Raw genomic sequence first — 26032 nt, forward strand, 5'->3', positions numbered from 1 at the left:
GCTGATTCGTTTTGGTTTCTTACGAAGCCTTCCCGTTTCAACGAGGTCGCATTATAGAGATTTCGATCACACTGGCAAGCCCTTTTTGAAGTTTTTCTTACTTTTTTGATTGTTCGAGCGTTTTTTGTTCAAAACACCCCATTTTCACTAGTATTCCCCTTAATTAAGGGCTTAAGGTGCCTATATAAAGGAGGATTTATGAGTTCAATGCGCAGTTATAAAGGAATATCCCCTCAGATTGGACAAGGTGTCTATATAGATACAAGTTCGGTACTGGTTGGGGATATCAAAATCGGTGACGACTCTAGCGTGTGGCCTTTGGTTGCAGCTCGAGGAGATGTGAACCACATTCATATTGGAGATAGAACGAATATCCAAGACGGCAGCGTTTTGCACGTCACCCATAAGAATGCAGAAAACCCTGAGGGTTACCCGCTATTAATAGGTAATGATGTCACTATCGGACATAAAGTAATGCTGCATGGCTGCACGATTGAAGATCGTGTACTTGTTGGTATGGGAGCTATCGTGCTTGATGGCGTGATTATTAAAGAAGAAGTGATGATTGGTGCTGGTAGCTTAGTCCCGCCTAATAAGGTACTTGAGAGCGGTTATCTCTATGTAGGAAGCCCGGTAAAACAAGCACGCCCATTAAATGATAAGGAGCGTGCCTTTTTACAGAAGTCAGCTGACAACTATGTTCAGAATAAAAACGACTATCTAGACTCTGTGCTTCCAGTTTAAAGCGCTTTGATCTGAATCCGATTAGAGGAGTCATACTCCTCTTCTTCTATTAACTCTTCCGCTAGCTCTTCAATATCGAAACGTAACTCTGAAAAGATAACTATAGCTTGATCGCCCTCTTCTATCTCTTTACCTGCCAATCGTGATAATTCTTCAATAGATAAGACACATTCGATCAATGCACCCGATTGCTGTGCTGGGAAAGTGATAGATTGACTTGCTTCATCCCAATCTTGGATATCCGGAAATAGAATTGATTGATTCATTTTTTATAAATACCTTGTTACATCTCTAAGTTTCTACGTAATTCTCTTAAAATCTGTTTTGTCCCAGGGCGAAGACCACGCCACAGCATAAAGCTCTCAGCGGCCTGCCCTACCAACATACCCAAACCATCATAAGCAGCGTGAACACCATTATCTAATGCCCACTGATTGAATACCGTCGTTCCAGATCCGTAAACCATGTCATAAACAGCACTATTCGAATTGAAGATAATCTCAGAAATTTCAGGAAGCTGACCACTTAGACCAGACGAGGTCGAGTTAATGATGACATCAAACCCTTCATTAACATCACTTAGCCCCATTCCTTTGATGTTTCCATGTGAAGAAAACATCTCAGCCAGAAGTTCAGCCTTGGAGCTGGTTCGATTAGCGACCACCAGCTGTTGTGGGTTTTGGTCGAGAAGAGGTTGAATCACTCCTCTCGCAGCACCACCAGCGCCAAGAAGAAGAACGCGAGCTCCTTTTAACGCAACTTGATGTTGAAGCAGGTCTTGAACTAAACCCTCGCCATCGGTGTTATCACCAATGATTTCTCCATCATCGAGCTTCTTAAGTGTGTTTACGGCACCTGCTAGTTCAGCTCTTTCAGTCAGGCGATTAGCGAACTGATAAGCATCTTCTTTAAATGGCGCAGTGACATTACACCCTCTCCCACCTTCACTAAAAAATGCTTGAGCAGCAGTGATGAATTCACCTTGTTCTGGCTGGAGTGCTGTATAGGTAAGTTGTTGGCTGGTTTGGCGAGCAAATAATGTGTGAATGAATGGCGATTTGCTTTGCCCAATAGGGTTACCGAAAACGGCATAACGATCTACTTGCTGTGTCATATCCTTACCTAACAGAAATAAAAAAGGGTCATCTATATAGATGACCCTATCACTATCCCTATAAGGAAGGAAGAACTACCAAACTCGAGGCTTTAGGTAGTCGCTATAAAGCAGAGCTTCAGGTGAACCGGCTTGTGGTTCGTAGCGATATTCCCAGCGAGCCAATGGCGGCATCGACATCAATATAGACTCTGTGCGCCCACCGCTTTGCAGACCAAATAAGGTGCCACGGTCGTAAACTAGGTTAAATTCAACATAGCGACCACGACGATAAAGTTGGAAGTCACGCTCGCGCTCGCCGTAAGACGTCTCTTTACGTCGTTCTACAATGGGTAGATAGGCGGCTGCAAAACCTTCACCGACAGCCTGCATATAAGCAAAGCTCTTATCGAAACCCCACTCATTTAAGTCATCAAAGAACAGACCACCAACACCACGTGTTTCATCACGGTGAGGCAGATAGAAGTACTTATCACACCATTCCTTGTGTTCTTGATAAACGTCATCACCAAACGGCGCACACAGGTCTTTAGCGGTTTGATGCCAAGATTGGCAGTCTTCATCGAAAGGATAAAATGGCGTTAAGTCAAAACCACCACCAAACCACCAAATTGGGTCTTCCCCTTCTTTTTCCGCAATGAAGAATCGAACGTTCGCGTGTGAGGTTGGGATATATGGGTTCTTAGGGTGGATAACTAATGAAACCCCCATCGCCTCAAACTTACGTCCGGCTAATTCAGGGCGGTGAGCTGTGGCTGAGGCAGGCATCGCCTTACCCGCTACGTGAGAGAAATTAACCCCACCTTGCTCGAATACCGCACCATTGGTCATCACGCGAGTTCGACCACCGCCACCAAGGCGTTCGCCAGGTTCACGCTCCCATGCATCTTCTTCAAACAGTGCAGTGCCATCAGCTTGCTCAAGCTGCTGGCAAATCGAATCTTGTAGGCTCAGTAAAAACTGTTTTACTGCTTCTTTATCAATTGCTGACATCTTTCTTCCTTTGCAGGGTTTAACCCTGTCTTAATATTTTCGACGTTTTTGCATCTCTAATTTCGCTTGGCTTCTCACGACCACCCGTTTGACCTTCTAAAATAGCCACCAAATGTTGACCCAGTTGCTGTTGAACTTCTTCAGTCGTCATACAAGGCGGTTCACCTGTCAGGTTAGCACTGGTCGAGGTTAACGGCTTACCGAATTCATTACACATTCTTTGAACTAAAGGGTGATCCGTCACTCGCACCGCGATGGATTCAAATTGGCCACTGACCCAGTCAGTTACTTTACTGCTGGTTGGCATTATCCAAGTCACTGGTCCCGGCCATGTTGCTTTTACGGTCGCTAACTGCGCTTCCGTCAACTGGCTTTCGTCAATATAGGGCAGCAACTGCTCGTAACTCGCAGCAATTAGGATCAACCCTTTCTCCATCGGCCGCTGTTTTAAATCGAGCAATTTCTTAATGGCTTGTGGATTATCGGGATCACAACCGACCCCAAAAACGCCTTCAGTCGGGTAAGCAATGACTTCACCTTGTTGTAATGCCTGCAAAGTATGTTGAAAGTTATCCAAGGGTTGCCTCATTAATTCTGTTATCGAACTCGCTAAGTGTACAAATTATCATTCACTGTGACTAAAGCTATTTGTTTATAAAATGTATCAATTAACAACTTAGACTGACGCAAACGTTTTCCTTAAGCAATTTTACCCGTATAATGCGCGCAAAATATCTAATCACTAATTAAATCGTACCTGAAGGAGTTTGAGATGACTGTCGGTATTATCATGGGTTCTAAATCTGATTGGCCAACAATGAAGCTAGCTGCAGAAATGTTGGATCAGTTTGGCGTGGCGTACGAAACAAAAGTGGTTTCTGCTCACCGCACACCTCAGTTGCTTGCTGATTACGCAACCAGTGCGAAAGAGCGCGGTATTAAAGTGATTATTGCTGGTGCTGGCGGTGCTGCGCATCTTCCGGGCATGGCTGCAGCTTTCACAAGCGTACCTGTTTTAGGTGTTCCTGTTCAGTCTAAAGCACTCAAGGGCATGGATTCTCTGCTTTCTATCGTACAGATGCCAAAAGGCATTGCGGTAGGTACTTTGGCTATCGGTGAAGCTGGCGCTGCCAATGCTGGTATCCTAGCAGCCCAAATCATTGGTACTCACAATGAAGAAGTGATGGCAAAAGTAGAAGCGTTCCGCTCTGAGCAAACAGAAACGGTTCTGGCTAATCCAAACCCTGCTGAGGACTAATTCCCATGCATGTTCTTGTGTTAGGCGCGGGCCAACTTGCTCGCATGATGTCCCTAGCTGGGGCGCCGCTGAATATTGAAATTTCTGCTTTTGATGTTGGCAGCAAAAATATTGTTCACCCATTAACGCAAGCGATTCTAGGCAACGGCTTAGACAATGCGATTGAGCGTGCGGACGTCATTACTGCTGAATTCGAACATATCCCTCACGATGTTCTTGAGGTATGTGAGCGCAGCGGTAAGTTCTTACCGACAACAGAAGCAATCAAAGCTGGCGGTGACCGTCGCCTTGAAAAAGCCCTGTTAGACGAAGCAAGCGTGAAAAATGCTAAGTACTACGTGATTAACTCTCACGAAGACTTTGACGCTGCGATTGCTCACGTAGGCTTGCCAATGGTCTTGAAGAGCACACTTGGCGGCTACGATGGCAAAGGTCAATGGCGCTTAAAGACATTAGACAATGTTGACGCGACTTGGACAGAAATGGCCGAGTGCATTGCCGCAACAGACAACCAAGCCATTGTGGCTGAAGAATTCGTTCCGTTTGACCGCGAAGTATCACTGGTTGGTGCTCGTGGTACCAATGGCGAGATTCAAGTGTATCCACTGGCTGAGAATGTTCACACCGACGGCGTGTTGAGCTTATCAACAGCCATTGATGACATTGAACTGCAAGAGCAAGCGAAAACCATGTTCACCGCTGTTGCAGAACGTTTGGATTACGTTGGCGTGCTAGCGTTAGAGTTCTTTGATGTTAAAGGTTCACTGCTGGTTAACGAAATTGCACCACGGGTTCATAACTCTGGCCACTGGACGCAGCAAGGCGCTGAAACTTGTCAGTTTGAGAACCATCTACGTGCCGTATGTGGGATGCCATTAGGCAGCACTAAGCTGATTCGTCCAACCGCAATGATCAACATCCTTGGTGAAGATACCCTACCTGAAGCAATTCTTGCTCAAGGTGGTTGTCATGTTCATTGGTATGGTAAAGAGAAGCGTGCAGGTCGTAAGATGGGCCACATTAACGTGAGCGCTGACTACAACGCAGAGCTGCAAAGAGCGTTATGCTCACTGGCAGACATTCTCGATAAGCAAGCCTACCCTGCTGTGCATGAATTTGCTGAGCAGATGAAGTAAATCTACATTGCTTGATGGATATAGAACGTTTATTGGATATAGAAACGGCGCTCATTGGGCGCCGTTTTTTTTGTCTATAACATCAAGTTATTGAGATTGAATGTGATGACACTTGCGATCAGCACATTGCTTCTTAGTGCCACTGGCCGTTTTCTTCTCCAGCAACAGCGGGAACTGACACTGTTCACAACGACCAATAACAGGTGGCTGATTAACGGCAAACTTACACTTAGGGTAGTTATCGCACGCATAGAAGGTTTTGCCATAGCGAGATTTACGCTCAACCAAATGACCTCTGCCACACTCAGGACAAGCAACAAGTGGCTGCTCTTCAGGTTGTTCTTTTGGTTGGTCCAAAGATTCGATGTGATTACACGTTGGGTAGCTGCTACAACCAATGAACATACCAAAGCGACCTTGCCTTAATACCAATTCGTTTTGGCATTTAGGACACGGTACACCCAGCTCTTTCACTACGTGGCCATCGTTCTGATGCAGAGGCTTGATGTAATCACAGCTAGGATACTGCTTACAGCCTAAAAATGGGCCGTGCTTACCATGGCGAAGCTGAAGCTCTCCACCACACTGTGGACATGGTTCATGCTCTAATGCATGTTCATGTGCTGAAAAAAGCTGATTATCAATCTTACTACTCATGACAAGCCTGTATTAATGCAAGATACCTTGCTCTTTGGTGTACAACAGCTCTTCCATTTGCGTGTAAGCACTTTCATTACCCGGCACATTAAATAGCACCATTAAGATAATCCATTTCAGATCATCCAATTCAAATTCGCTCGTCTCAAGCCCCATCACACGATCAATCACCATTTCACGAATCTCTGTCGTGAGTACGTTGATCTGTTCAAGGAACAATAAGAAACCTCGGCACTCCATATTAATACGTGAAATCTCTCGACTGGTATAAATACGCATCGAGGTATTGGAACACATAGTAATCGCCGCTTGATTCTCAGTATCTTGCAATGCCGCAAGATCTTCTAACCAATGGAGGGCCTTATAAATATCATCTTGGTGAAACCCTGCTCGAAGAAGCTCATCTTCCAGCTCATCTTGATCCACCTGCAATTCAGAATCGCTATGGATGTAGGTTTCAAACAAGTACATCAGTATGTCCATCATCATAGCTTAGCCTCTCCCCTTTCGAATATAGCCACCGGAAACTGCAACAACATGCCCTGAGAGCTCAAGCTCTAAAAGCTGCATCATGACCTCATGCACAGGTATATGGGTTCTCTGTGCCAAAATATCAACGGGTGTCGCCTCTAACCCTACGTTAGCTAACAGCTGTGGAAATGGCAATTGTTCATTTTCCCCCATACTGGGCGTAGGTTCGAACAAGCTGGGTTGCTGATCGATAGACCAGTCTAACAGACTCTTTATTTCAATCAGAACATCTTGTGCACTCTGTACCAAGCATGCTCCAGCTTTGATTAAGCTATTACCTCCTCGACTGGTTGGGTTATGAATAGAGCCAGGAAGCGCAAACACCTCTCGGCCTTGCTCCATGGCATAGCGAGCTGTAATCAAAGAACCACTTTTCTCAGCCGCTTCAACCACCAAGGTTCCGAGCGATAACCCACTTATAATACGGTTACGGCGAGGGAAATGTTCAGGTCGAGGTTTGGCACTTGGGCGAAACTCTGAAATCAACGCACCATTTTCACAGATCCTATCGGCTAAATTTCTGTGTCGCGCAGGATAAATGGAATCTAAGCCAGAACCCAACACAGCAAAAGTTTCCCCACCTTTATCTAGAGCACCATCATGAGCATAACCATCAATACCGAGCGCTAAGCCACTGGTGACAATCAAACCGTTTTGGACGAACTCTTTGGCGAAGGACTTCGCGGTTTGCAACCCTTCGAGACTGGCATTGCGACTACCTACCATAGCGATTTGAGGCTCAATCAGTTTTTCAACGTGACCTTTAACAAAAAGCACGCTTGGCGCGGAGGCGGTCTCATTCAGCAGTTTGGGATAATGCGAGCAATTCGGGGTAATGATGTGATGGTTGGGTTGTCTTGCTTGCCACTCTAGGCAAGCCTCCACTTCTCTTGGGGCTTGCTCTCTTAGATAGGCAATTTGCTTGGCAGACAAACCAAGCGCTTGCAGTTGCTGACTTGAGTAACCAACAATATTCGAAGGGGAATCAATACTCAGCAGTCGAGAAAGGCGCTTGCCACCCAATTGCGGAACAAAACTTAGAGTTAGCCAAGCACTCAGTTGTTGCTCATTCACTCGGTGCCCTTAGCTTCTTCCTTCAAAGCCAGATCCAAAGGCGATACCGCCAGAATATCATTACTAACCGGTTTTGAGCTCTGAGTGATCAAGGCCAAGCTAAAATACTCATAAGGACGAATGACCATCAAACTACCAAGTGAGGTACTTGGTAATTGCACCTTATCGCTCGCCGCAGACTCTTTGTAGCTGTATTCGCCTTGCTTACCAAACACCACAGCGCCGCTTTCACTGAGGGTAAACATAGAGCCTTGGCGAAGATTGTCCTGTGAGCCTTTATTAATAACGACCACCTGATTCTTTGCACTGTATTGGCTGCCGTCTAATGAACCCAAGATATTAGCAAACTGACCCGCAGCACTAGGTGCTGGATAAAACGTAGTTGAGAGCTTCACCTGACCAACGCCAAGTTCTGGTAACACGAGGTCGTTGAGCAGTACCTCTTGCAGCTGAGTCTCTATTTGCAAACTACTGAACTCAACATCCACTTCTTTCAAACGCGCCGTGGCGACCAAACGCAAAGAGGTAATACTCGCTTGATGTTGTTGTCGTTGATAAGTCTCGACGGCACGGTAGATACCCCATTTTTGATGCTGCTGGTTTCCCGAAATAAACAATCGGTCTTCACCCGATAAGAAGCGTTTGCCATCACTAGTCCCTAACACTCGTTGCGCTGACTGAATATCTTGCTGCTTAACCAAACGGTCAGATTGCAGATACGGCAGAACCAACCCCTCATTCACGGTAGGTACTGCTTTCTTCTCTGATACACGAATCTTAGGGCTTAGCTTTATGACGGGTTTGAGGCTCAACACAGGCTCGCCATTAATCCAAACCAGAGACAATTTATCTCCGGGGTAAATCAGGTGAGGGTTTTCTATTTCAGGGTTTACCTGCCATAGCCTTGGCCACAACCAAGGGCTATCGAGATACATCGCGGATATATCCCATAAGGTATCCCCCTTAACCACCACATACGCCTCGGGTGCGCCTTGTTTAATGGTTAAAGGTTGCTCACTATTTTCAGCCATAACGGCGAACGAAAGCGAGGCACAAATAAGAGATAAAGCGGGGGGAAAATGACGCATGACCTAGGTTCCTTGGTCTGAATATATGACATCTGATTAGAGAATTACCTTCAGGATGCTGTCATTTGACCTCTAAAATGTCTAGAATTGAGCCAACAAGGTTTAAGCTGTTTCGGCACAGTTCAATATTTCGAGTGTATATGTCTGTATTACAAGTATTAACATTACCAGATGATCGTCTACGTACCGTGGCGAAACCGGTAAAAGAAGTTACCCCAGAGATTCAAAAGTTCGTTGATGACATGATTGAAACCATGTACGACGAAGAAGGTATCGGCCTTGCTGCAACGCAAGTAGATTTCCACCAGCGCATCGTTGTTATCGATATTTCAGAAACACGTGACGAGCCTATGGTTCTGATCAACCCTGAAATTACCGACAAACGTGGCGAAGATGGTATCGAAGAAGGCTGTCTATCTGTACCAGGCGCTCGAGCTCTAGTCCCTCGCGCTGCAGAAGTAACGGTTAAAGCATTAGACCGTGAAGGCAACGAATTCACATTCGACGCTGACGACCTTCTGGCTATCTGTGTTCAGCACGAACTTGACCACCTAGAAGGCAAGTTGTTTGTTGATTACCTATCGCCACTAAAGCGCAAACGTATTCAAGATAAGCTAGCGAAGATTAAACGTTTCAACGAGAAACAAGGTTAATAACCGCTGCTATTACTAAATTAAGAAGGAAGTCTACCTTGGGTCAATCTTTAAGAATTGTCTTCGCAGGTACTCCGGATTTCGCCGCCCGTCACTTGGCGGCGTTGTTGTCTTCGGAGCATGAAGTTATTGCTGTTTACACACAGCCAGATCGTCCAGCAGGCCGCGGTAAAAAACTGACTGCGAGCCCAGTAAAAAACATCGCACTTGAAAACAATATTCCGGTTTACCAACCAGAAAACTTCAAGTCAGATGAAGCTAAGCAAGAGCTAGCAGATTTGAATGCTGACATCATGGTTGTTGTCGCTTACGGCTTGCTTCTTCCACAAGCTGTATTAGATACGCCTCGCTTGGGTTGTATCAACGTGCATGGTTCTATCCTACCGCGCTGGCGTGGTGCTGCTCCGATCCAACGCTCTATCTGGGCGGGCGATAAAGAGACTGGCGTAACGATCATGCAGATGGATATCGGCCTAGATACCGGTGATATGTTAAGTATCGTGACGCTACCAATCGAAGCAACAGACACCAGCGCGTCAATGTACGAGAAGTTGGCAGGCCTTGGTCCTGATGCGCTTGTTGAGTGTTTAGCTGACATCGCTTCTGGTAAAGCCGTTGCTGAGAAGCAAGACGACGAACTTGCTAACTACGCGAAGAAGCTGAGCAAAGAAGAAGCGAAGATTGACTGGAATGACAGTGCAGAACACATCGAACGTTGTGTGCGCGCTTTCAACCCATGGCCAATGAGTCACTTTGCGATTACTGATAGCAGCTCTAATGATGAAAAAAGCATTAAAGTTTGGCAGACACGTGTTGATCAAGAATCAACATCTGCGCCAGCTGGCTCAATCATCAAAGCAGATAAAACGGGTATCTATGTTGCGACTGGCGACAAAGTACTGGTTTTGGAGCAACTGCAAGTTCCAGGCAAAAAAGCCATGTCAGTTCAAGACATATTGAACTCACGTGCAAGCTGGTTTGAAGTTGGTACTCAACTTTCTTAACCGCTTTAAAGCTACTCAATATGCACTTAAAAATGTGTAGCTTGTAAAAACACAGTTTAGAAAACCTTTACGAGGGCAGAGATGCCCTCATGTATTCAAATAAATATTCGGTACCCCTCATGAATGTTCGCGCTGCTGCTGCAAATGTCCTATTCCAAGTTGTCGATAAAGGCCACTCTCTTTCACACGCTCTCCCTGCGGCTCAAAAAACGATCCGTCCGCGAGACCATGCTCTACTGCAAGAGATTTGCTACGGCGCACTTCGTTACCTGCCTCGCTTAGAGTCAATCGCTAACGAACTGATGGAAAACTCGCTTAAAGGTAAAAAGCGCGTCTTCCATCACCTGATCTTAGTAGGCATTTATCAGTTGGGCTTTATGCGAATTCCTTCGCATGCCGCCGTTGCTGAAACAGTTGAAGCAACCAAAACACTGCGTGGCCCAAGCCTCAGTGGTTTGATCAATGCCGTACTTCGCAGCTATCTGCGCGATCAAGAAGAACTAGACGAGAAAGCCGTTAGCCACAATGCTGGTAAATACAGCCATCCAAGCTGGATTCTAAAAATGCTTCAAGAGAGCTACCCAGATCAGTGGGAGCAATTGGTTGAAGCAAACAATAACAAGGCACCAATGTGGCTGCGCGTAAACCGCCAACACCACACTCGTGACGAGTATGTTGAACTGCTTAAAAACGAAAACATTGAATACACACTGCACCCTGAAGCAGCTGATGCCATAAAATTAGCCTCACCTTGTGACGTTACTTTGCTTCCTGGCTTCGACAGAGGCTGGGTATCTGTGCAAGATGCTGCAGCTCAGTTGTCCGTTGATTTCCTAACACCAAAAGATGGTGAGCTAATCCTAGATTGCTGCGCAGCACCTGGTGGTAAAACTGCACACATTCTTGAACATACTCAAGACACTGAAGTGGTTGCAATCGACAGTGATATTAAACGCCTAGACCGCGTTTACGATAACCTTGAACGCCTACAACTACGTGCCGACGTAATCTGTGGTGATGCTCGCTACCCTGAAGAGTGGTGGACAGGCAGCCAGTTCGACCGCATCCTACTTGATGCTCCATGTTCAGCGACTGGTGTAATTCGCCGTCACCCTGACATTAAGTGGCTACGTCGTGCCTCTGATATCGATGCACTAGCCGAGCTACAAAGTGAGATTTTGGATGCAATGTGGCGCCAGCTAAAAGAAGGCGGCACCATGGTTTATGCGACATGTTCTATCACGCCTCAAGAAAACGTACTGCAAGTGAAAGCCTTCTTAGAGCGTACCGAGAACGCAACACTGGTTGGGTCTGATATCGAAAAACCGGGTCGTCAAATACTGCCTGGTGAAGAAGATATGGATGGCTTCTACTACGCAGTTCTAGTAAAACAGGCATAACAACTAACAGCGGCTAAGAATTTATTTCTTAGCCGCTGTTTCTTTCTAGTGCATTATCAAAGCAAAATGAGATCACTAGAATTACAACGGCAAAAATAAGAGAAAGGCTATGAAGATCATTATTCTAGGTGCTGGACAAGTTGGCGGTACCCTTGCTGAAAACCTAGTGGGTGAAAACAATGACATCACGATTGTCGACCGTAATGCCGACCGACTTCGTGAACTTCAGGACAAATACGACCTTAGAGTTGTAAACGGTTATGCCAGCCACCCGAACACACTACGTGAAGCGGGCGCGCAAGATGCCGACATGTTGGTTGCCGTAACCAACATGGATGAAACCAACATGGCCGCATGTCAGGTTGCCTTTTCTCTGTTTAATACGCCAAACCGAATTGCCCGTATCCGCTCTCCACAGTATTTAGAAGAGAAAGAAGCACTCTTCAAATCAGGGGCGATTCCGGTCGATCATTTGATTGCCCCAGAAGAACTCGTCACTAGCTACATCGAGCGCCTGATTCAATATCCAGGTGCATTACAGGTTGTGAGCTTTGCTGAACAAAAGGTTAGCCTAGTAGCAGTAAAAGCTTACTACGGTGGACCATTGGTTGGTAACGCACTGTCTGCTTTGCGTGAGCATATGCCGCACATTGATACTCGTGTAGCCGCTATCTTCCGTCAAGGTCGCCCTATTCGCCCACAAGGCACTACCATCATTGAAGCCGATGATGAGGTTTTCTTTGTGGCAGCGAGTAATCATATCCGCTCAGTAATGAGTGAGCTTCAGCGTCTAGAGAAACCGTACCGACGCATCATGATTGTTGGCGGTGGTAACATTGGTGCAAGCTTGGCAAAACGCCTTGAACAGAGCTACAGCATCAAGCTTATTGAGCGCAGTTACACTCGTGCCGAGAAGCTGTCTGAAGAATTAGAAAACACCATCGTATTCTGTGGCGATGCAGCCGACCAAGAGCTGCTGACCGAAGAGAACATCGATCAGGTGGATGTGTTCATCGCCCTAACCAATGAAGATGAAACCAACATCATGTCAGCGATGCTGGCGAAGCGAATGGGTGCCAAGAAAGTAATGGTGCTGATTCAGCGTGGCGCTTATGTCGACCTTGTTCAGGGTGGCGTGATTGATATTGCGATATCTCCACAGCAAGCGACGATTTCTGCGCTGCTTACTCACGTTCGTCGTGCTGATATTGTTAACGTATCCTCTCTACGTCGCGGTGCTGCTGAGGCGATTGAAGCCATTGCTCACGGTGACGAGACCACATCTAAAGTCGTTGGCCGAGCGATTGGCGACATCAAACTGCCACCGGGCACCACTATTGGTGCGATTGTTCGCGGAGAAGAGGTGCTTATCGCGCACGATAGAACCGTAATCGAACAGGATGACCACGTAGTGATGTTCCTAGTGGACAAGAAATACGTACCGGATGTTGAGTCTCTATTCCAACCGAGCCCGTTCTTCTTATAGCCTTGTTCTCGTGAGCTTCTTCTCGCAACTTTCTTTTGTGAGAACGGCGCTCCGGCACAAAGCTGTAATCAATTAAAGCTATGGTCTATTAAGCTATGGTCAACTTTCGTCCGATATTATTAGTGATAGGGTTAGTGTTATCAAAACTCGCCCTTTTCATGTACATCCCCACATTGGTTGCCTTTTTTACTGGCACCGGTGGCTTCCTCGAGTTTGGTCAATCGGTAGTGATCACGCACATTGTGGCGTTCATCTGCTTGAGCTTGGGCCGCTCCGCTAAGTTCCGACTTGGGGTGCGGGACATGTTCCTTATCACCTCTTTGGTTTGGACAATTGCCAGCGCCTTTGCCGCCCTGCCCTTTGTATTCATTAACCACATCAGCTTTACGGACGCCTACTTCGAAACCATGTCAGGTATCACCACGACAGGCTCAACCGTATTAAGCGGCTTAGACAGCATGGCACCAAGCATTCTGTTGTGGCGTTCTATACTGCAATGGTTAGGTGGCATCGGCTTTATCGTTATGGCGGTAGCGGTTCTACCAATGCTCAACGTTGGTGGTATGCGCCTGTTCCAAACAGAATCATCCGACTGGTCAGATAAAAGCAGCCCACGAGCAAAAACCGTCGCGAAGAACATCGTGGCGGTTTATCTGGTTCTGACTGGTTTATGCATCATTAGCTATTTGTTTGCAGGCATGGGCATCTTTGACGCGATCAATCACGCGTTCACAACACTGTCGACGGGGGGGTACTCAACCTCAGATGGCTCGATGAACCACTTCTCCAACAGTGCTCACTGGGTGGGAACCCTGTTCATGTTCCTTGGCGGTCTGCCTTTCTTACTGTTTGTTAGCGCACTGCGAGGCCGAAAACTCTCAATCCTCTACAAAGACGCGCAAGTGAGAGGTTTTACATACCTGTTCTTGGTCACCAGCGCCGTAATATCAACATGGTTGGTGGTTAGAGATGGCTACACTGTTATGGATGCGATGCGTGTTTCGATGTTCAACATCGTATCAGTCGTCACCACAACCGGTTTTGGCTTAGAAGACTTCACCGCTTGGGGTGCACTGCCAACTACTTTGTTTGCATTCCTAATGATGGCGGGCGCTTGCTCGGGTTCAACCTCTGGCGGTATTAAAATCTTCCGTTTCCAGATCGCGATGACCATGCTCCACAAACAAATGATGAAGCTAATTCACCCATCAGGCGTATTTGTTCAACGCTACAATCAGCGACCGGTGAATGACGATATTGTGCGTTCACTCGTGGCATTTGGTTTGATGTTCTTTATCACGATTATCTTAATTGCAGGCGGCTTGAGCGCGATGGGGCTTGATCCTGTGACCAGTATATCTGGCGCTATCACAGCCGTTGCCAACGTGGGCCCAGGAATGGGCAGCGTGATCGGTCCAACCGGGAACTTTGCTCCACTGCCAGACGCCGCTAAATGGTTGCTAAGTTTAGGAATGCTAATGGGACGACTCGAGATACTGACGCTCATTGTTCTATTTTTCCCAGCCTTTTGGCGACGCTAACCAAGCAAAAAAATCAAGGAAACACAGATGAAATCATACGTACTTCTCGCTGGCGCATTGCTCGCAAACTCAGTATTCGTAAGTTCTGCCTTTGCTGATCAAATGGTCATATTGCCTGATGGCAAGCAAGTGTTACTAAAAGACGATTTTACTTGGCAGTATATGGCAGAAAATAAAACAGAAGAAACAACAACGACAGAGATAACTTCAGCGGTAGCGACGGCGTCAGTCGCAGCAGTACCCGTAGTCGCTGTCCCAATTGCAACGAGTACGCGTGGTACTACGATTGTGGTTAATAGTAAAAAGCCAAGCTTGCAACTGTCTCAATCAGGAGTGGATGTCGTATTAGGCGCGAGCCGCTATGAAGGTGGTGAGCTTATCATTCCGACAGCCATCACCAACCAAGGCACTCAAGCTGTCATTTTAGTATCACTTAACATCAGCGTATTTACCGCAGAAGGTGAGTTACTGGCACAACAAGAAGTCGCAGTCTGGAAATCAATCAAACGAATGGCCGACACTTACCTGCGACCAAAGACAGCTGAAGAAGGTAAGTTGATAGAACTCGACCTAGCAGAGCACCCTGAATATCAGATTAAAGCCGAGATTATCGAGGTCGTTGCCCGCTAAACCGGTGTCACAAACAGATAGATAGCGAAGAAATGGCAAGCGCAGCCCGCCAATACAAACAGGTGCCAAATGGCATGGTTATAAGGGATGCGTTTTGCCACATAGAAAATCACACCCAGCGAGTAAATCACCCCGCCAACAGCCAGTAACACCAAACCACCTATATCGATGTTCATCGCTAATTGATAAACAACAATCAAAGATAGCCAACCCATCGCTAAGTAAATGAACAGCGATAAGCGCTTGAATCGGTAAACAAAGGCAATCTTCATGATGATGCCCACCAGCGCAATCCCCCAGATCACCGCCATCAAGCCCATCGCTAATGGGGTTCTTAAGCCCACCAAAAGAAACGGCGTGTAACTGCCCGCGATCAACAAATAAATCGCACAGTGATCGAGCGTTTTGAGTAAGCGCTTGGTTTTCTCAGTGGTGATCGAGTGGTACAACGTGGAAGCAAGAAAGAGCAGAATAATACTGCTGCCATACACCGCCATACTGGCAACAGTAAGCATGTCGGCTTGGTAATCAAACGCACGAATCAGTAACAGGATCAGGCCCACTACGCCAAGTACGACGCCCAAACCATGGGTTATCGCATTAGCGCGCTCTTCGATGTCACTGTATTCGCTGGCTGATGATGCAGACATGGGTATCCTACTAGAGTAAATGTTCGATTGACCCAGTATTACACATTAAGCTTACACGTGTAAGCTTAAATTTTTATGACAAAATGACTTATAAAATGTGTGATTCAGCTAAGACGCGTTTTCTAAATACTCGACCACCATCTTACCGGCGTCTTCTGGTGAGGTATCAAGCGGGACACTCAATTGACGCTGTAGCTGACCCATTCCCAGCAAACTCGCCAACATACCTTTGGCACCATCGCGATTGCGGTCTATCTCAAACCACAACTTAAGTTCGGTCTCACCACGATGAGCAACAACCTCAAGCTCACGCCAGCGACCATGATAAGGGCCAGTAGTCGGCACAAACTCAAACTCTTGGACAAACGGCAGTTCAAAGCCATCGACCGCTTCACACTCCACTTGGCGTATCCGCAGTCCTTGAGCTTCAAGCTCGTTAAAGATGCCGTCGAGGAGTGCATCAGGACGAACCGTTAAGGTGTCTTTATCCGATGGGTCAATCGCCATCGCAATATCCAACCCGGTTTCCAGCCACACCTTTGAATCACCAATCGTGACTGGTGTATTCAGCGGTACATCAAACTCACATTCAAAGTCACGGGTTTCTCCCGGCTGAATCACAAAGGCATACGGCAGGCTCCATTTAGCCAACGAGTACGTCTGGTGCATTCGGCGTTTATGACCACCCTCTTGCCTTTGCGAGTTCATGGTGACTTCTTTGACGTAACGACAGCACAAGTTGAGATCGATGTTGTCGATTTCTTGTGGCTGAGCGCCACCATAGACATGCACAATAATGCTCGCCTTCTTGCCTGGGTAAAGCACTTCCTGTTGCAATACAGAATCCACTTTGGCAGATCCAATACCAAAACTAGCTAACGTTTTCTTTAAGAACGACATATGCACCTCCTTTAAAGCATCATCTTAAGCCTGAAAGAGGTTCAAACTCAAATATACTGCTCACACTATTTTAGCTCTAATATCGTTTAATTATCACTCAGGCGTCGATCGATAACTTAGATAGTGATAATCTAAGCCTTGATATGCATGCATATCATTATCCTGATTTATTTTTCGGATTGGCGAAAGCCAGACGAGTGACTCTTCAAGTAATTGAAGCGAAGCTCATGATAAGTCAGGCCATTAGATTGGCAATGGATATGCCTGACCGTTAGGTAAATTAATGCGCCCAACAGCTGTCAGGTTCTCGCACACCAACCGTAGTGCGATGCGTCGTCGTAGTGGCTTTGTTGCTGCTCCAACGGCTAAGAAATTGGCTCCTACAATGACTCTCGTTCAGAAGACTGCTTTATTAGCACCGACTGCAACAAAAGTAATTAAAGCCGCTTAACGAAAAGCGCAGTTTTTACTGCGCTTTTTTCTTGCCCGGTCCCATCTTGAAATGCCTTTACACATTGGTATTCCCTACCCGATTTGATACCTTAACCACAAATCATTATAAAATTTGTGGAGAAGTAAAGTATGAAGTGTCACCGCATTGAGGAACTGCTTGAACTGATGGAGCCAGAGTGGCAGAAAGATCAAGAGCTTAACCTATTAGAGTTCATCATTAAGCTATCAAACGAAGCAGGCTACCAAGGCAAGCTTGAAGAACTGACTGACGATGTTCTTATCTACCATCTAAAAATGCGTAACAGCGAAAAAGATGAAATGATCCCAGGTCTTAAAAAAGACCAAGAAGATGATTTCAAAACGGCAATTCTAAAAGCGCGTGGCCTTCTTTAATCGCCTATTTGGTTAGAACTCAATTGCCGTATAAATAAAACAATCAATTTCGAAAAGCGACCACTCGGTCGCTTTTTTGTTTCTGTTCGCTATTTTTTCGTCACAACTGTTATGACTTTTGTTGTTAAAGGTTGATAGCGTTAAAGAAATGAGAACAAGATTGTCGTTATAATCGCCATCCATAAGAATCTTCTAAAATAATAAGAGTGAGTGCGATACCAACAAATGCACCAAGCTCAATTTCTACAGGTTCTCTAAACCATACTTTCAAGTAATGTCGTCATGCCCGACTTAACCGGGCAAACAAGCCACAAAAAGGATAGTCCATGAGTCAGGATAAAATCGACATCAAAGATGTGACTCCTAAAACCTTTAACCCAAAAACACATAAAGGTAATGGAGATCGATTTAACCCAAGTAACCGAATCTATGTTCGAGAAAGCAAAGGTAAATTCCAACAACTTCGTCGTTACGGCGGTTGGTTCTTACTTTTACTTTTTGCGCTTATCCCATGGATTCCATTTGGTGAACGACAAGCGATCTTGCTCGATATCGGTAGCCAGCAGTTCAACTTCTTTGGCACCACGCTATACCCACAAGATCTGACCCTACTCGCCATCCTATTTATGATTGCTGCGTTTGGCTTATTCTTCATAACCACCTTCTTAGGGCGAGTCTGGTGTGGTTATTTATGCCCACAAACCGTCTGGACCTTCATGTACATCTGGTTCGAAGAGAAACTGGAAGGTGCTGCCAACAAGCGAAGAAAACAAGACTCGGGCAAACTGACAAGCAATTTAATTCTCAGAAAAACCATCAAACACATCGCGTGGTGGGCGATTGCGATTGCGACGGGCTTAACCTTTGTCGGTTATTTCATCCCAATCAAAGAGCTGGTGGTTGGCTTCTTTACCTTTAACTCGACTTTCTGGCCGGTGTTTTGGGTATTGTTCTTTGCTGGGTGTACTTATGCGAATGCGGGATGGATGCGTTCTATTGTTTGTCTGCATATGTGTCCTTACGCGCGTTTCCAATCGGCAATGTTCGATAAAGATACCTTCATCGTGGGTTACGACACTGAACGAGGTGAAAGCCGCGGCCCTCGCTCTCGTAAAGCCGATCCAAAAGAACTTGGCCTAGGCGACTGTATTGATTGTAATTTATGCGTTCAAGTGTGCCCAACGGGTATCGATATCCGTGACGGCCTACAATACGAGTGTATTAACTGTGGCGCGTGTATTGATGCCTGCGACAACACCATGGAACGTATGGGTTATGACAAAGGCCTAATCAACTACACCACCGAACACAGGCTCGATGGTCACACAACCAAGGTGATGCGTCCTAAGCTGCTAGGTTATGGCGCTATATTGATCGTCATGCTGGGTTTGTTCTTCGCACAGATAGCGAGTGTTGATCCTGCAGGCTTAAGTGTTCTACGAGATAGAAACCAGCTATTTAGAATCAATAGCCAAGGGCTTGTCGAAAATACTTACAACTTGAAAGTAATCAACAAAACTCAGCAAGAGCAAGAGTACAAGCTTGATGTCAGCGGGCTACCAGATTCTATCTGGTACGGTAAACAAACGATCACCGTAGACCCAGGTGAGGTTTTAAACCTTCCTATCAGCTTAGGCGTCGATCCAGAAAAACTGAGCTCACCAGTTTCGACAATTCAGTTTATACTCTCGGATAATGAAGAGTTTACGATGGAAGTCGAAAGCCGCTTTATCAAGAAGCTCTGATACCAATCACCTTAACGGTTGGTATAACACCCAAATAAATGGAAAAAGGCTCAGTAATGAGCCTTTTTTATTATATGACGATGCAAGCCTTTAACTTTGATAACCTAACCCCTGACTTCATGTGGTACGCACTGGAGAGCATTGGGGTTCGCGCTGAATCCGGGCTTCTCGCTCTCAACAGCTACGAAAACCGGGTGTATCAATTCACCGATGAAGACCGTAAACGCTACGTCGTTAAGTTTTATCGTCCGCAGCGTTGGAACACAGCACAGATCCAAGAAGAGCACGACTTCGCGTTAGAGCTGATCGAACAAGAGTTACCGGTTGCTCCACCTATGCGAATCAACGGCGCAACCTTGCATGAATATCAAGGCTATCTATTTGCACTGTTTGAAAGCGTCGGTGGCAGGCAATATGAAGTCGACAATCTAGATCAATTGGAAGGCGTTGGACGCTTCCTTGGTCGTATTCATAAAGCCAGTGCTGGAAGAACATTTCAGCATCGCCCGACCATCAGCTTAGATGAATACCTTTATCAGCCACGTAAGATTCTAGAGAACTCTCAGTTTATCCCAACGCACCTAGAAAACGCGTTCTTCAATGACGTCGACCTTCTGATCAAAGAGCTAGAGAGCCAGTGGCCAAGTAACATTGACAACATTCGTCTCCATGGCGACTGCCACCCGGGCAATATATTGTGGCGCGACGGGCCAATGTTCGTCGATCTTGATGACGCGCGTAATGGTCCTGCTGTTCAAGATCTGTGGATGCTGCTTAACGGCGAACGCCAAGATAAAATGATGCAACTGGATATTCTGCTAGAGAGTTATCAAGAGTTTTGCGATTTTAATACCGCGCAACTGAAACTAATCGAACCTCTGCGCGGTCTACGTATGGTGCATTACATGGCATGGTTGGCGAAACGATGGCACGATCCGGCGTTTCCTTTGGCCTTCCCATGGTTTAATGACCCGAAATATTGGGAGCAACAAGTACTTGCTTGTAAAGAGCAAATTGCTACCCTGCAAGAGCCACCACTTTCGTTAATGCCTCAGTGGTAACAGCAATCGCAACATACAACTAGATAAAAATTCAAACATAATGGAGATTGGATAAATGAAAAAGCTATTCGCATTTTTCTCATTGATCATGTTGAGCCTTTCAGCTCACGCTGCGAAATTTAACGAAGGTGAACACTACAAAGTTCTCGATCTAGAAGCATCAAAAAAACCAATGGTGACAGAGTTCTTCTCTTTTTACTGCCCACACTGTAATAGCTTTGAGCCAATCATCCAGCAGCTAAAACAACAGCTACCTAAAGACGCTAAGCTACAGAAGAACCATGTTTCATTCATGGGTGGCAACATGGGTCTGCCAATGAGCAAAGCTTACGCAACCATGATTGCACTGAAAGTTGAAGACAAAATGGTGCCAGTGATGTTTAACCGCATCCACACAATGAACAAGCCACCACGAGATGAAGAAGAACTGCGTCAAATCTTCCTAGACGAAGGTGTTGATGCTAAGAAATTCGATGCGGCATACAACGGCTTTGCAGTAGATTCTATGGTTCGTCGTTTCGACAAAGCATTCAAAGACAGCGGCTTGTCAGGCGTTCCAGCTGTTGTAGTAAACAACCGCTACCTGATTGACGCTCAAGGCATTAACTCTCTCGATGAGTACTTCGAGCTGGTTAACTTCTTATTAAAGAAGTAAGGTAATGATTAAAGGAAGCTTCGGCTTCCTTTTTTTTGCTTGTTCAAAAATCATCATTGATAAATAATTAACCTGGAAATTTAAAGCTTTACTGCTATTAATAACCCGTCCAAAGAACCGGTGGGCAAGGAGCCCTTGAATGAAAATAAAAATAACTCTTCTCGCATTGAGCGTTGCAGCCTCTCCCGCTTTTGCCAAGCTTGCAGACGAACAAGGTTTCAGTGGTGAAATATCTATCAATACCGGGGTTGCCTCTTCCACCTCAAACTTTAATACCGATGCTGATAGCACCATTTCGTCAAATACACAGAAAGCCTCATCTGAGAACTCATTTCTTGTCGCACCTTTAGGCAGTGTCGCTTACACCTTTGGTGAAAAGCTAAATCACCAGGTGTACACAGGTACCGCTCGTGATGATGTGGCAACCGGTACTGTTGTGCTGGAGGTTGGCTATAAATACCAACTAGAGTCAGGCATGACTATCGACGCGTCACTTCTGCCAACCATCATGTCAGGTGAAACTTGGGCAAATCCTTACGCAGAAGGCGTTGCTCGAAGCAAAACCGATGAAACCGGCAATGCCTTTCGTTTGAAATTAAGTAGTATCGCAGGTTCTGCATTCTCGCTAGACATGGCTTACGCGACTAAAGATGTCGACAATGATGAGATTCAAGAACAAGAGCTCAAACGAGATGCCAATACTCTCTACCTGAAAGGCCAATACCGCGTTCCATTGAGCCGCACCATGATGCTTATCCCATCGATCATTTATCAAACCAGAGATGCCGACGGTAACGCTGAGTCTTACGACCAGTTTGGTGGTGAAGTGAGTTTGTTTGGTGGCATGGGCCGTCATCAGTACGCATTAACCGCAGGCTACAACCAACGTTCTTACGATGCTAACAACTCGATTTACGACAAAACTCGCAGCGATGACAACATTAACCTTTTCGCCGCGTATGAATATGAGCAATTCATGAACTGGGACAACTGGTCGTTTGTTTCTCTTGCAGGCTACGGTACCAGCGACTCGAATATAACCTTCTACGATGAATCACAATACATCGTCTCAGTCGGTCTGAACTACAAGTTTTAGTTAGGCATTACTGCTCGCTCATATCCATTAGTTCATAACAACGAAAGCCTGCGTAAAAAGCAGGCTTTCTTGTTTTTATACCAATCACAGTAAATAAATGACCCGTTGTTTACTACGATTGGTATGACTACACAGCTTGAGCTGAAAGTTGTTTCAGCAAGCGATCCATCGCTCGGTAGCCAAGTGCCTCTGATAAGTGCTTCTTTTCAATCTGCTCGTTACCCTCTAAGTCTGCAATAGTTCGCGCTACCTTGATGATTCGATGATAGGCACGGATCGATAAACCCAATCGATGCAGTGCGGTCTCGAGAAACTCCGCATCTTCACGTCGCAATGGGCAATACTTTTCAATTTCTCGGCTACCTAACAGTGCGTTCGACTTATGGTTTCGAGATAACATCAACTGACGCGCTTGTTTAACTCGTTGCTTCACGACTTGAGTGGTTTCTCCACGATCACCGCCTTCGGCTAACATCCCTTTGGGCAATAGAGGGATCTCCAATGACATATCGAATCTATCCAATAATGGCCCAGATAAGCGGTTGAGGTAACGCAGGATAATTTGCGGGTTCGCTCGAGCTTGATTGCCCTCGTAATAACCTGTTGGGCTTGGGTTAAGTGCACCGACTAATTGAAAGCGAGCAGGAAAGCGAGTCTTACCCGCGACACGGGAGATAATGATTTCACCCGACTCTAGCGGCTCTCGCAGTGAATCAAGCACCTTACGCTCAAACTCTGGCATCTCATCAAGAAACAATAAGCCATTATGCGCCAAAGATATCTCACCGGGGCGAGGTATCGAGCCACCACCGACCAATGCTGCCATCGAACTCGAATGGTGTGGGGAACGGAAAGGTCGTTGTTTCCAGTTGTATTGATTAATCTCTTGTTGCGTTAAAGAAGCCACCGAAGCGGTTTCCATCGCCTCGTCGTCACTCATCTCAGGTAACAAATCGCGCAATCGAGAAGCCAACATGGTTTTCCCAGTTCCAGGCGGGCCGAGAAAAAGCAGGTTATGGTTGCCCGCTGCGGCGATCTCCAATGCTCGCTTACCTTGCTGCTGGCCAATAATATCTTGTAAGTCACGATTATCAGACACATCGACATGATGATGCTCGGTTCGATATAAACCAAGCTGAGCCTGGCCACACATATCCGCACAAACCTCTAGCAAGGTTTGCGCTGATTTATGAGCCCCCTTGCCGACTAAGGCCGCCTGATCACCATTGTGGTGTGGAACCACTAAGCACCGCTCGACACTATCGGCGGCTAACGTCGCAGGCAAAACGCCCTTTACCGAGCGAAGTTCTCCTGACAATGCCAACTCACCGATAAATTCATGTTGAGCTATTTTTGATGTCGGAAGCTGATCTGACGCCACCAAGATTCCAAGCGCGATTGGCAGATCAAAACGGCCTCCCTCCTTAGGTAAATCAGCAGGCGCGAGGTTGACCGTGATCCTTTTTGATGGAAATTCAAAGCGAGAATTGATGATGGCACTCCTGACTCGATCTTTAGATTCCTTGACCGTCGTTTCAGGTAGCCCCACCAATGTAAACCCAGGCATACCGTTGCTTATATGCACTTCAACGGTCACTTCTGGTGCCTCCACTCCCACACTAGCCCGGCTGTGAATTATCGCGAGTCCCATAACTTTCCTTTGTCTTTGATTTAAAAGTATTCGCTCTGGGTATTCGTTGCTCACCAAAGCGATAAGGTTGTTATATAGCTTGGTGGAATGGTGTTTTAATGTGAAAAAAGAATGACATTTTCCTTGTCATACTGCAGATTTGTGTGATAACACTAGAGATGTAGACTTTTACTGAAGACAATAAACGAGAAAACTCGAATATTATGATTTTTAACGCTCGCATTTACGCACTGATTAACCTGATTATCGTAGTCATTATTAAGACTGCGCGGGGGCGAGTGGGAAGAAAGTAACCACGAATTAGAAAAAACCCCCGCACTGAAAAGTCCGGGGGTTTTTTCTAATTTAGCGATTCGATTTTTATAATTTTTATTATTTTCGGCCTTGCCGATTTACAGGAAGAATGGGAGCACAAGATGTGCAAAGACAACGGAAACAATGACCAAAATAAAGGTAATACGGAGGGATTACGATGAAAGGCGCAGAACTAGTCGTATCCGCACTCAAGCAACAAGGCATTGAGACCGTATTTGGTTACCCAGGTGGTGCCATCATGCCAATCTATGATGCACTTTATGATGGCGGTGTTGAACACATCCTTTGTCGCCATGAACAAGGTGCTGCAATGGCTGCCATTGGTATGGCGCGTGCAACACAAGACGTGGCTGTTTGTATGGCAACCTCGGGCCCAGGCGCGACTAACCTAGTAACAGGTCTTGCTGATGCCTTTATGGACTCCATCCCACTCGTCGCTATCACAGGTCAAGTTGCTAGCTCCCACATCGGTACCGATGCATTCCAAGAAATGGATGTGATTGGTATGTCTCTGTCATGTACTAAACACAGCTACCTCGTGACCGATATTGAAGATCTTGCGCCAACATTGGCTGAAGCATTTATCGTTGCAAAAGCAGGGCGTCCCGGTCCGGTTATTGTCGATATCGCTAAAGATGTTCAACTAGCCGAATCCCCTGTAAAAATTCTTCCTGAATTTACACCACCAGCAATTCCTGTTGTGACAACGGATGCTATTGAGCAAGCTCAGTACTTCTTATCTCAAGCGACTCGTCCTGTTTTATACGTAGGTGGTGGCGTTCAACTGGCGAAAGCAACCGATGCAGTTCGCGAGTTTTTACGCCTTAACCCAATGCCGGCCGTAAGCACACTGAAAGGCTTAGGCACTATCGAGCGTGACGACCCACACTACCTTGGCATGCTTGGTATGCACGGCACTAAAGCCGCTAACCTAGTGGTTCAAGAAAGTGACCTGTTGATTGTTGTTGGCGCTCGTTTTGATGACCGAGTAACAGGCAAGCTTGATACTTTTGCTCCTCACGCAAAAGTTATCCATATCGATATCGATGCGGCAGAGTTCAGTAAACTGCGCCTTGCTGATGCGCCAATTCGCGGTGACATCAACAAGATCCTGCCTCAACTAGAACTGAGCCAAGACATCTCATCTTGGGTTCACCACTCAGAAGGCCTTCGTAGCTCATTCAAGTGGCGCTACGACCACCCAGGTGATCTGATCTTTGCTCCACTACTGCTAAAGCAGTTATCAGACATGATGCCAGCAAGCTCTATCATTTCGACGGATGTTGGCCAACATCAGATGTGGGCCGCTCAGCACATTCAGCCTCGCGATCCACAAAACTTCATCACCTCAGCCGGTTTAGGCACTATGGGCTTTGGTTTACCAGCCGCTATGGGTGCATCGGTTGGTCGTCCTGATGACCAATCGATTCTTATCTCTGGTGATGGTTCATTCATGATGAACATACAAGAGCTTGGCACGCTAAAGCGTCGTCAGATCCCAGTGAAGATGGTGCTTCTGAATAACTCTCGCTTGGGCATGGTTCGCCAATGGCAATCTCTGTTCTTTGATGGCCGACACAGTGAAACCATCTTAGATGACAACCCTGATTTCGTCATGCTCGCGAAAGCATTTGATATCCCGGGCAAAACCATCACGCGTAAAGAAGAAGTAGAGCCAGCATTGAAAGAGATGCTAGAAAGCAAAACTGCTTACCTACTTCATGTTCTTATCGATGAAGAAGAAAACGTATGGCCATTAGTACCGCCAGGTGCTTCAAACAGTGAGATGTTGGAGAACACATAA

27 protein-coding genes are annotated in these 26032 nt (G+C 46.2%); 16 read left to right on the forward strand and 11 right to left on the reverse strand.

Annotation, left to right across the window (positions count from 1 at the left end; all coding sequences use genetic code 11):
• The first annotated feature begins 198 nt into the window (after window positions 1–198).
• On the forward strand, window positions 199–744 hold the full coding sequence (locus AACR09_RS19605; protein WP_004735783.1) for a gamma carbonic anhydrase family protein: 546 nt from the start codon (window positions 199–201) through the stop codon (window positions 742–744).
• Here AACR09_RS19605 and AACR09_RS19610 read toward each other — a convergent pair.
• The 4 genes from AACR09_RS19610 to AACR09_RS19625 form a co-directional block, all read right to left on the reverse strand.
• Window positions 741–1010, reverse strand: a complete 270-nt coding sequence (locus tag AACR09_RS19610; RefSeq protein WP_017087268.1) for a DUF1488 family protein — start codon at window positions 1008–1010, stop codon at window positions 741–743. The genes AACR09_RS19605 and AACR09_RS19610 overlap by 4 nt on opposite strands.
• 17 nt (window positions 1011–1027) lie before the next feature.
• A complete protein-coding gene (gene aroE / locus AACR09_RS19615; protein ID WP_193834491.1) occupies window positions 1028–1858 on the reverse strand; it encodes a shikimate dehydrogenase in 831 nt (276 codons plus the stop codon).
• 75 nt (window positions 1859–1933) lie between these two features.
• The gene (gene hemF / locus AACR09_RS19620; protein WP_017098119.1) at window positions 1934–2851 is read right to left on the reverse strand and encodes an oxygen-dependent coproporphyrinogen oxidase; all 918 of its coding nucleotides are present in this window, start codon (window positions 2849–2851) and stop codon (window positions 1934–1936) included.
• A gap of 19 nt (window positions 2852–2870) precedes the next feature.
• Window positions 2871–3428, reverse strand: a complete 558-nt coding sequence (locus AACR09_RS19625) for an L-threonylcarbamoyladenylate synthase (RefSeq protein WP_004735778.1) — start codon at window positions 3426–3428, stop codon at window positions 2871–2873.
• A gap of 195 nt (window positions 3429–3623) precedes the next feature.
• Between AACR09_RS19625 and purE the strand changes: the two genes are divergently transcribed.
• Window positions 3624–4109: a 5-(carboxyamino)imidazole ribonucleotide mutase gene (gene purE, locus AACR09_RS19630; protein ID WP_004735777.1), complete on the forward strand. Its 486-nt coding sequence runs from the start codon at window positions 3624–3626 to the stop codon at window positions 4107–4109.
• 5 nt (window positions 4110–4114) lie between these two features.
• Window positions 4115–5245, forward strand: coding sequence for a 5-(carboxyamino)imidazole ribonucleotide synthase (locus tag AACR09_RS19635; RefSeq protein ID WP_193834493.1), 1131 nt, complete (start codon window positions 4115–4117; stop codon window positions 5243–5245).
• An 87-nt stretch (window positions 5246–5332) separates the two neighbouring features.
• Here AACR09_RS19635 and AACR09_RS19640 read toward each other — a convergent pair whose 3' ends face one another.
• The 4 genes from AACR09_RS19640 to AACR09_RS19655 are packed head-to-tail and all read right to left on the reverse strand — an operon-like array spanning window position 5333 to window position 8595.
• Window positions 5333–5902 carry a DNA topoisomerase family protein gene (locus AACR09_RS19640; protein ID WP_017080840.1) on the reverse strand — a complete coding sequence of 190 codons (570 nt, stop codon included), beginning with the start codon at window positions 5900–5902 and terminating at the stop codon, window positions 5333–5335.
• Window positions 5903–5914: 12 nt separating this feature from the next.
• Window positions 5915–6391: a DUF494 family protein gene (locus AACR09_RS19645; RefSeq protein ID WP_004735774.1), complete on the reverse strand. Its 477-nt coding sequence runs from the start codon at window positions 6389–6391 to the stop codon at window positions 5915–5917.
• 3 nt (window positions 6392–6394) lie between these two features.
• Window positions 6395–7507 carry a DNA-processing protein DprA gene (gene dprA / locus AACR09_RS19650; protein ID WP_004735773.1) on the reverse strand — a complete coding sequence of 371 codons (1113 nt, stop codon included), beginning with the start codon at window positions 7505–7507 and terminating at the stop codon, window positions 6395–6397.
• Window positions 7504–8595 (reverse strand): LysM peptidoglycan-binding domain-containing protein, encoded by a 1092-nt coding sequence (locus AACR09_RS19655; protein WP_193834495.1) that lies wholly within the window; start codon window positions 8593–8595, stop codon window positions 7504–7506. Before AACR09_RS19655 ends, dprA begins: the two co-directional genes overlap by 4 nt.
• A gap of 140 nt (window positions 8596–8735) precedes the next feature.
• Between AACR09_RS19655 and def the strand changes: the two genes are divergently transcribed.
• The 6 genes from def to AACR09_RS19685 all read left to right on the forward strand — a co-directional run bounded on the left by def (window position 8736) and on the right by AACR09_RS19685 (window position 15309).
• Entirely contained in the window at window positions 8736–9248 is a 513-nt protein-coding gene (gene def / locus AACR09_RS19660) for a peptide deformylase (RefSeq protein WP_004735769.1), read from the forward strand.
• Window positions 9249–9286: 38 nt separating this feature from the next.
• Complete coding sequence (fmt, locus tag AACR09_RS19665) at window positions 9287–10252, forward strand: methionyl-tRNA formyltransferase (RefSeq protein ID WP_108118255.1); 966 nt, start codon at window positions 9287–9289, stop codon at window positions 10250–10252.
• A gap of 119 nt (window positions 10253–10371) precedes the next feature.
• Entirely contained in the window at window positions 10372–11652 is a 1281-nt protein-coding gene (rsmB, locus tag AACR09_RS19670; protein WP_017077320.1) for a 16S rRNA (cytosine(967)-C(5))-methyltransferase RsmB, read from the forward strand.
• Between the two features lie 109 nt (window positions 11653–11761).
• Window positions 11762–13138: a Trk system potassium transporter TrkA gene (gene trkA / locus AACR09_RS19675; RefSeq protein ID WP_004735766.1), complete on the forward strand. Its 1377-nt coding sequence runs from the start codon at window positions 11762–11764 to the stop codon at window positions 13136–13138.
• A 95-nt stretch (window positions 13139–13233) separates the two neighbouring features.
• On the forward strand, window positions 13234–14679 hold the full coding sequence (locus AACR09_RS19680) for a TrkH family potassium uptake protein (RefSeq protein WP_017077319.1): 1446 nt from the start codon (window positions 13234–13236) through the stop codon (window positions 14677–14679).
• A gap of 27 nt (window positions 14680–14706) precedes the next feature.
• Window positions 14707–15309, forward strand: a complete 603-nt coding sequence (locus tag AACR09_RS19685) for a DUF3157 family protein (protein ID WP_193834497.1) — start codon at window positions 14707–14709, stop codon at window positions 15307–15309.
• Here AACR09_RS19685 and trhA read toward each other — a convergent pair.
• Together trhA and AACR09_RS19695 are read right to left on the reverse strand one after the other, a co-directional pair.
• On the reverse strand, window positions 15306–15959 hold the full coding sequence (trhA, locus tag AACR09_RS19690; RefSeq protein ID WP_004735763.1) for a PAQR family membrane homeostasis protein TrhA: 654 nt from the start codon (window positions 15957–15959) through the stop codon (window positions 15306–15308). The two genes, AACR09_RS19685 and trhA, sit on opposite strands and share 4 nt — an antisense overlap.
• Before the next feature lie 108 nt (window positions 15960–16067).
• Window positions 16068–16859 (reverse strand): sporulation protein, encoded by a 792-nt coding sequence (locus AACR09_RS19695; RefSeq protein ID WP_004735762.1) that lies wholly within the window; start codon window positions 16857–16859, stop codon window positions 16068–16070.
• 283 nt (window positions 16860–17142) lie between these two features.
• On the opposite strand from AACR09_RS19695, the gene AACR09_RS19700 reads away from it, so the two are divergent.
• The 6 genes from AACR09_RS19700 (at window position 17143) to AACR09_RS19725 (ending at window position 22262) form a co-directional block, all read left to right on the forward strand.
• Window positions 17143–17310, forward strand: a complete 168-nt coding sequence (locus AACR09_RS19700) for a hypothetical protein (RefSeq protein ID WP_004735761.1) — start codon at window positions 17143–17145, stop codon at window positions 17308–17310.
• A 131-nt stretch (window positions 17311–17441) separates the two neighbouring features.
• Complete coding sequence (locus AACR09_RS19705; protein ID WP_004735759.1) at window positions 17442–17705, forward strand: YihD family protein; 264 nt, start codon at window positions 17442–17444, stop codon at window positions 17703–17705.
• A 326-nt stretch (window positions 17706–18031) separates the two neighbouring features.
• Window positions 18032–19450, forward strand: coding sequence for a cytochrome c oxidase accessory protein CcoG (gene ccoG, locus AACR09_RS19710; RefSeq protein ID WP_004735757.1), 1419 nt, complete (start codon window positions 18032–18034; stop codon window positions 19448–19450).
• Window positions 19451–19524: 74 nt separating this feature from the next.
• Window positions 19525–20511: a serine/threonine protein kinase gene (locus AACR09_RS19715; RefSeq protein ID WP_004735756.1), complete on the forward strand. Its 987-nt coding sequence runs from the start codon at window positions 19525–19527 to the stop codon at window positions 20509–20511.
• A gap of 55 nt (window positions 20512–20566) precedes the next feature.
• Complete coding sequence (locus tag AACR09_RS19720; protein ID WP_193834499.1) at window positions 20567–21166, forward strand: thiol:disulfide interchange protein DsbA/DsbL; 600 nt, start codon at window positions 20567–20569, stop codon at window positions 21164–21166.
• A gap of 139 nt (window positions 21167–21305) precedes the next feature.
• Window positions 21306–22262 (forward strand): DUF2860 domain-containing protein, encoded by a 957-nt coding sequence (locus AACR09_RS19725; protein WP_193834501.1) that lies wholly within the window; start codon window positions 21306–21308, stop codon window positions 22260–22262.
• Window positions 22263–22389: 127 nt separating this feature from the next.
• On the opposite strand, the gene AACR09_RS19730 is transcribed toward AACR09_RS19725, so the two are convergent.
• Window positions 22390–23913 (reverse strand): YifB family Mg chelatase-like AAA ATPase, encoded by a 1524-nt coding sequence (locus AACR09_RS19730; RefSeq protein WP_004735753.1) that lies wholly within the window; start codon window positions 23911–23913, stop codon window positions 22390–22392.
• Between the two features lie 472 nt (window positions 23914–24385).
• On the opposite strand from AACR09_RS19730, the gene ilvG reads away from it, so the two are divergent.
• Window positions 24386–26032, forward strand: a complete 1647-nt coding sequence (gene ilvG / locus AACR09_RS19735; protein WP_004735752.1) for an acetolactate synthase 2 catalytic subunit — start codon at window positions 24386–24388, stop codon at window positions 26030–26032.

The organism is Vibrio sp. OPT20, assembly GCF_963889365.1.
In the GTDB taxonomy this organism is placed as follows: Bacteria; Pseudomonadota; Gammaproteobacteria; order Enterobacterales; family Vibrionaceae; genus Vibrio; species Vibrio splendidus.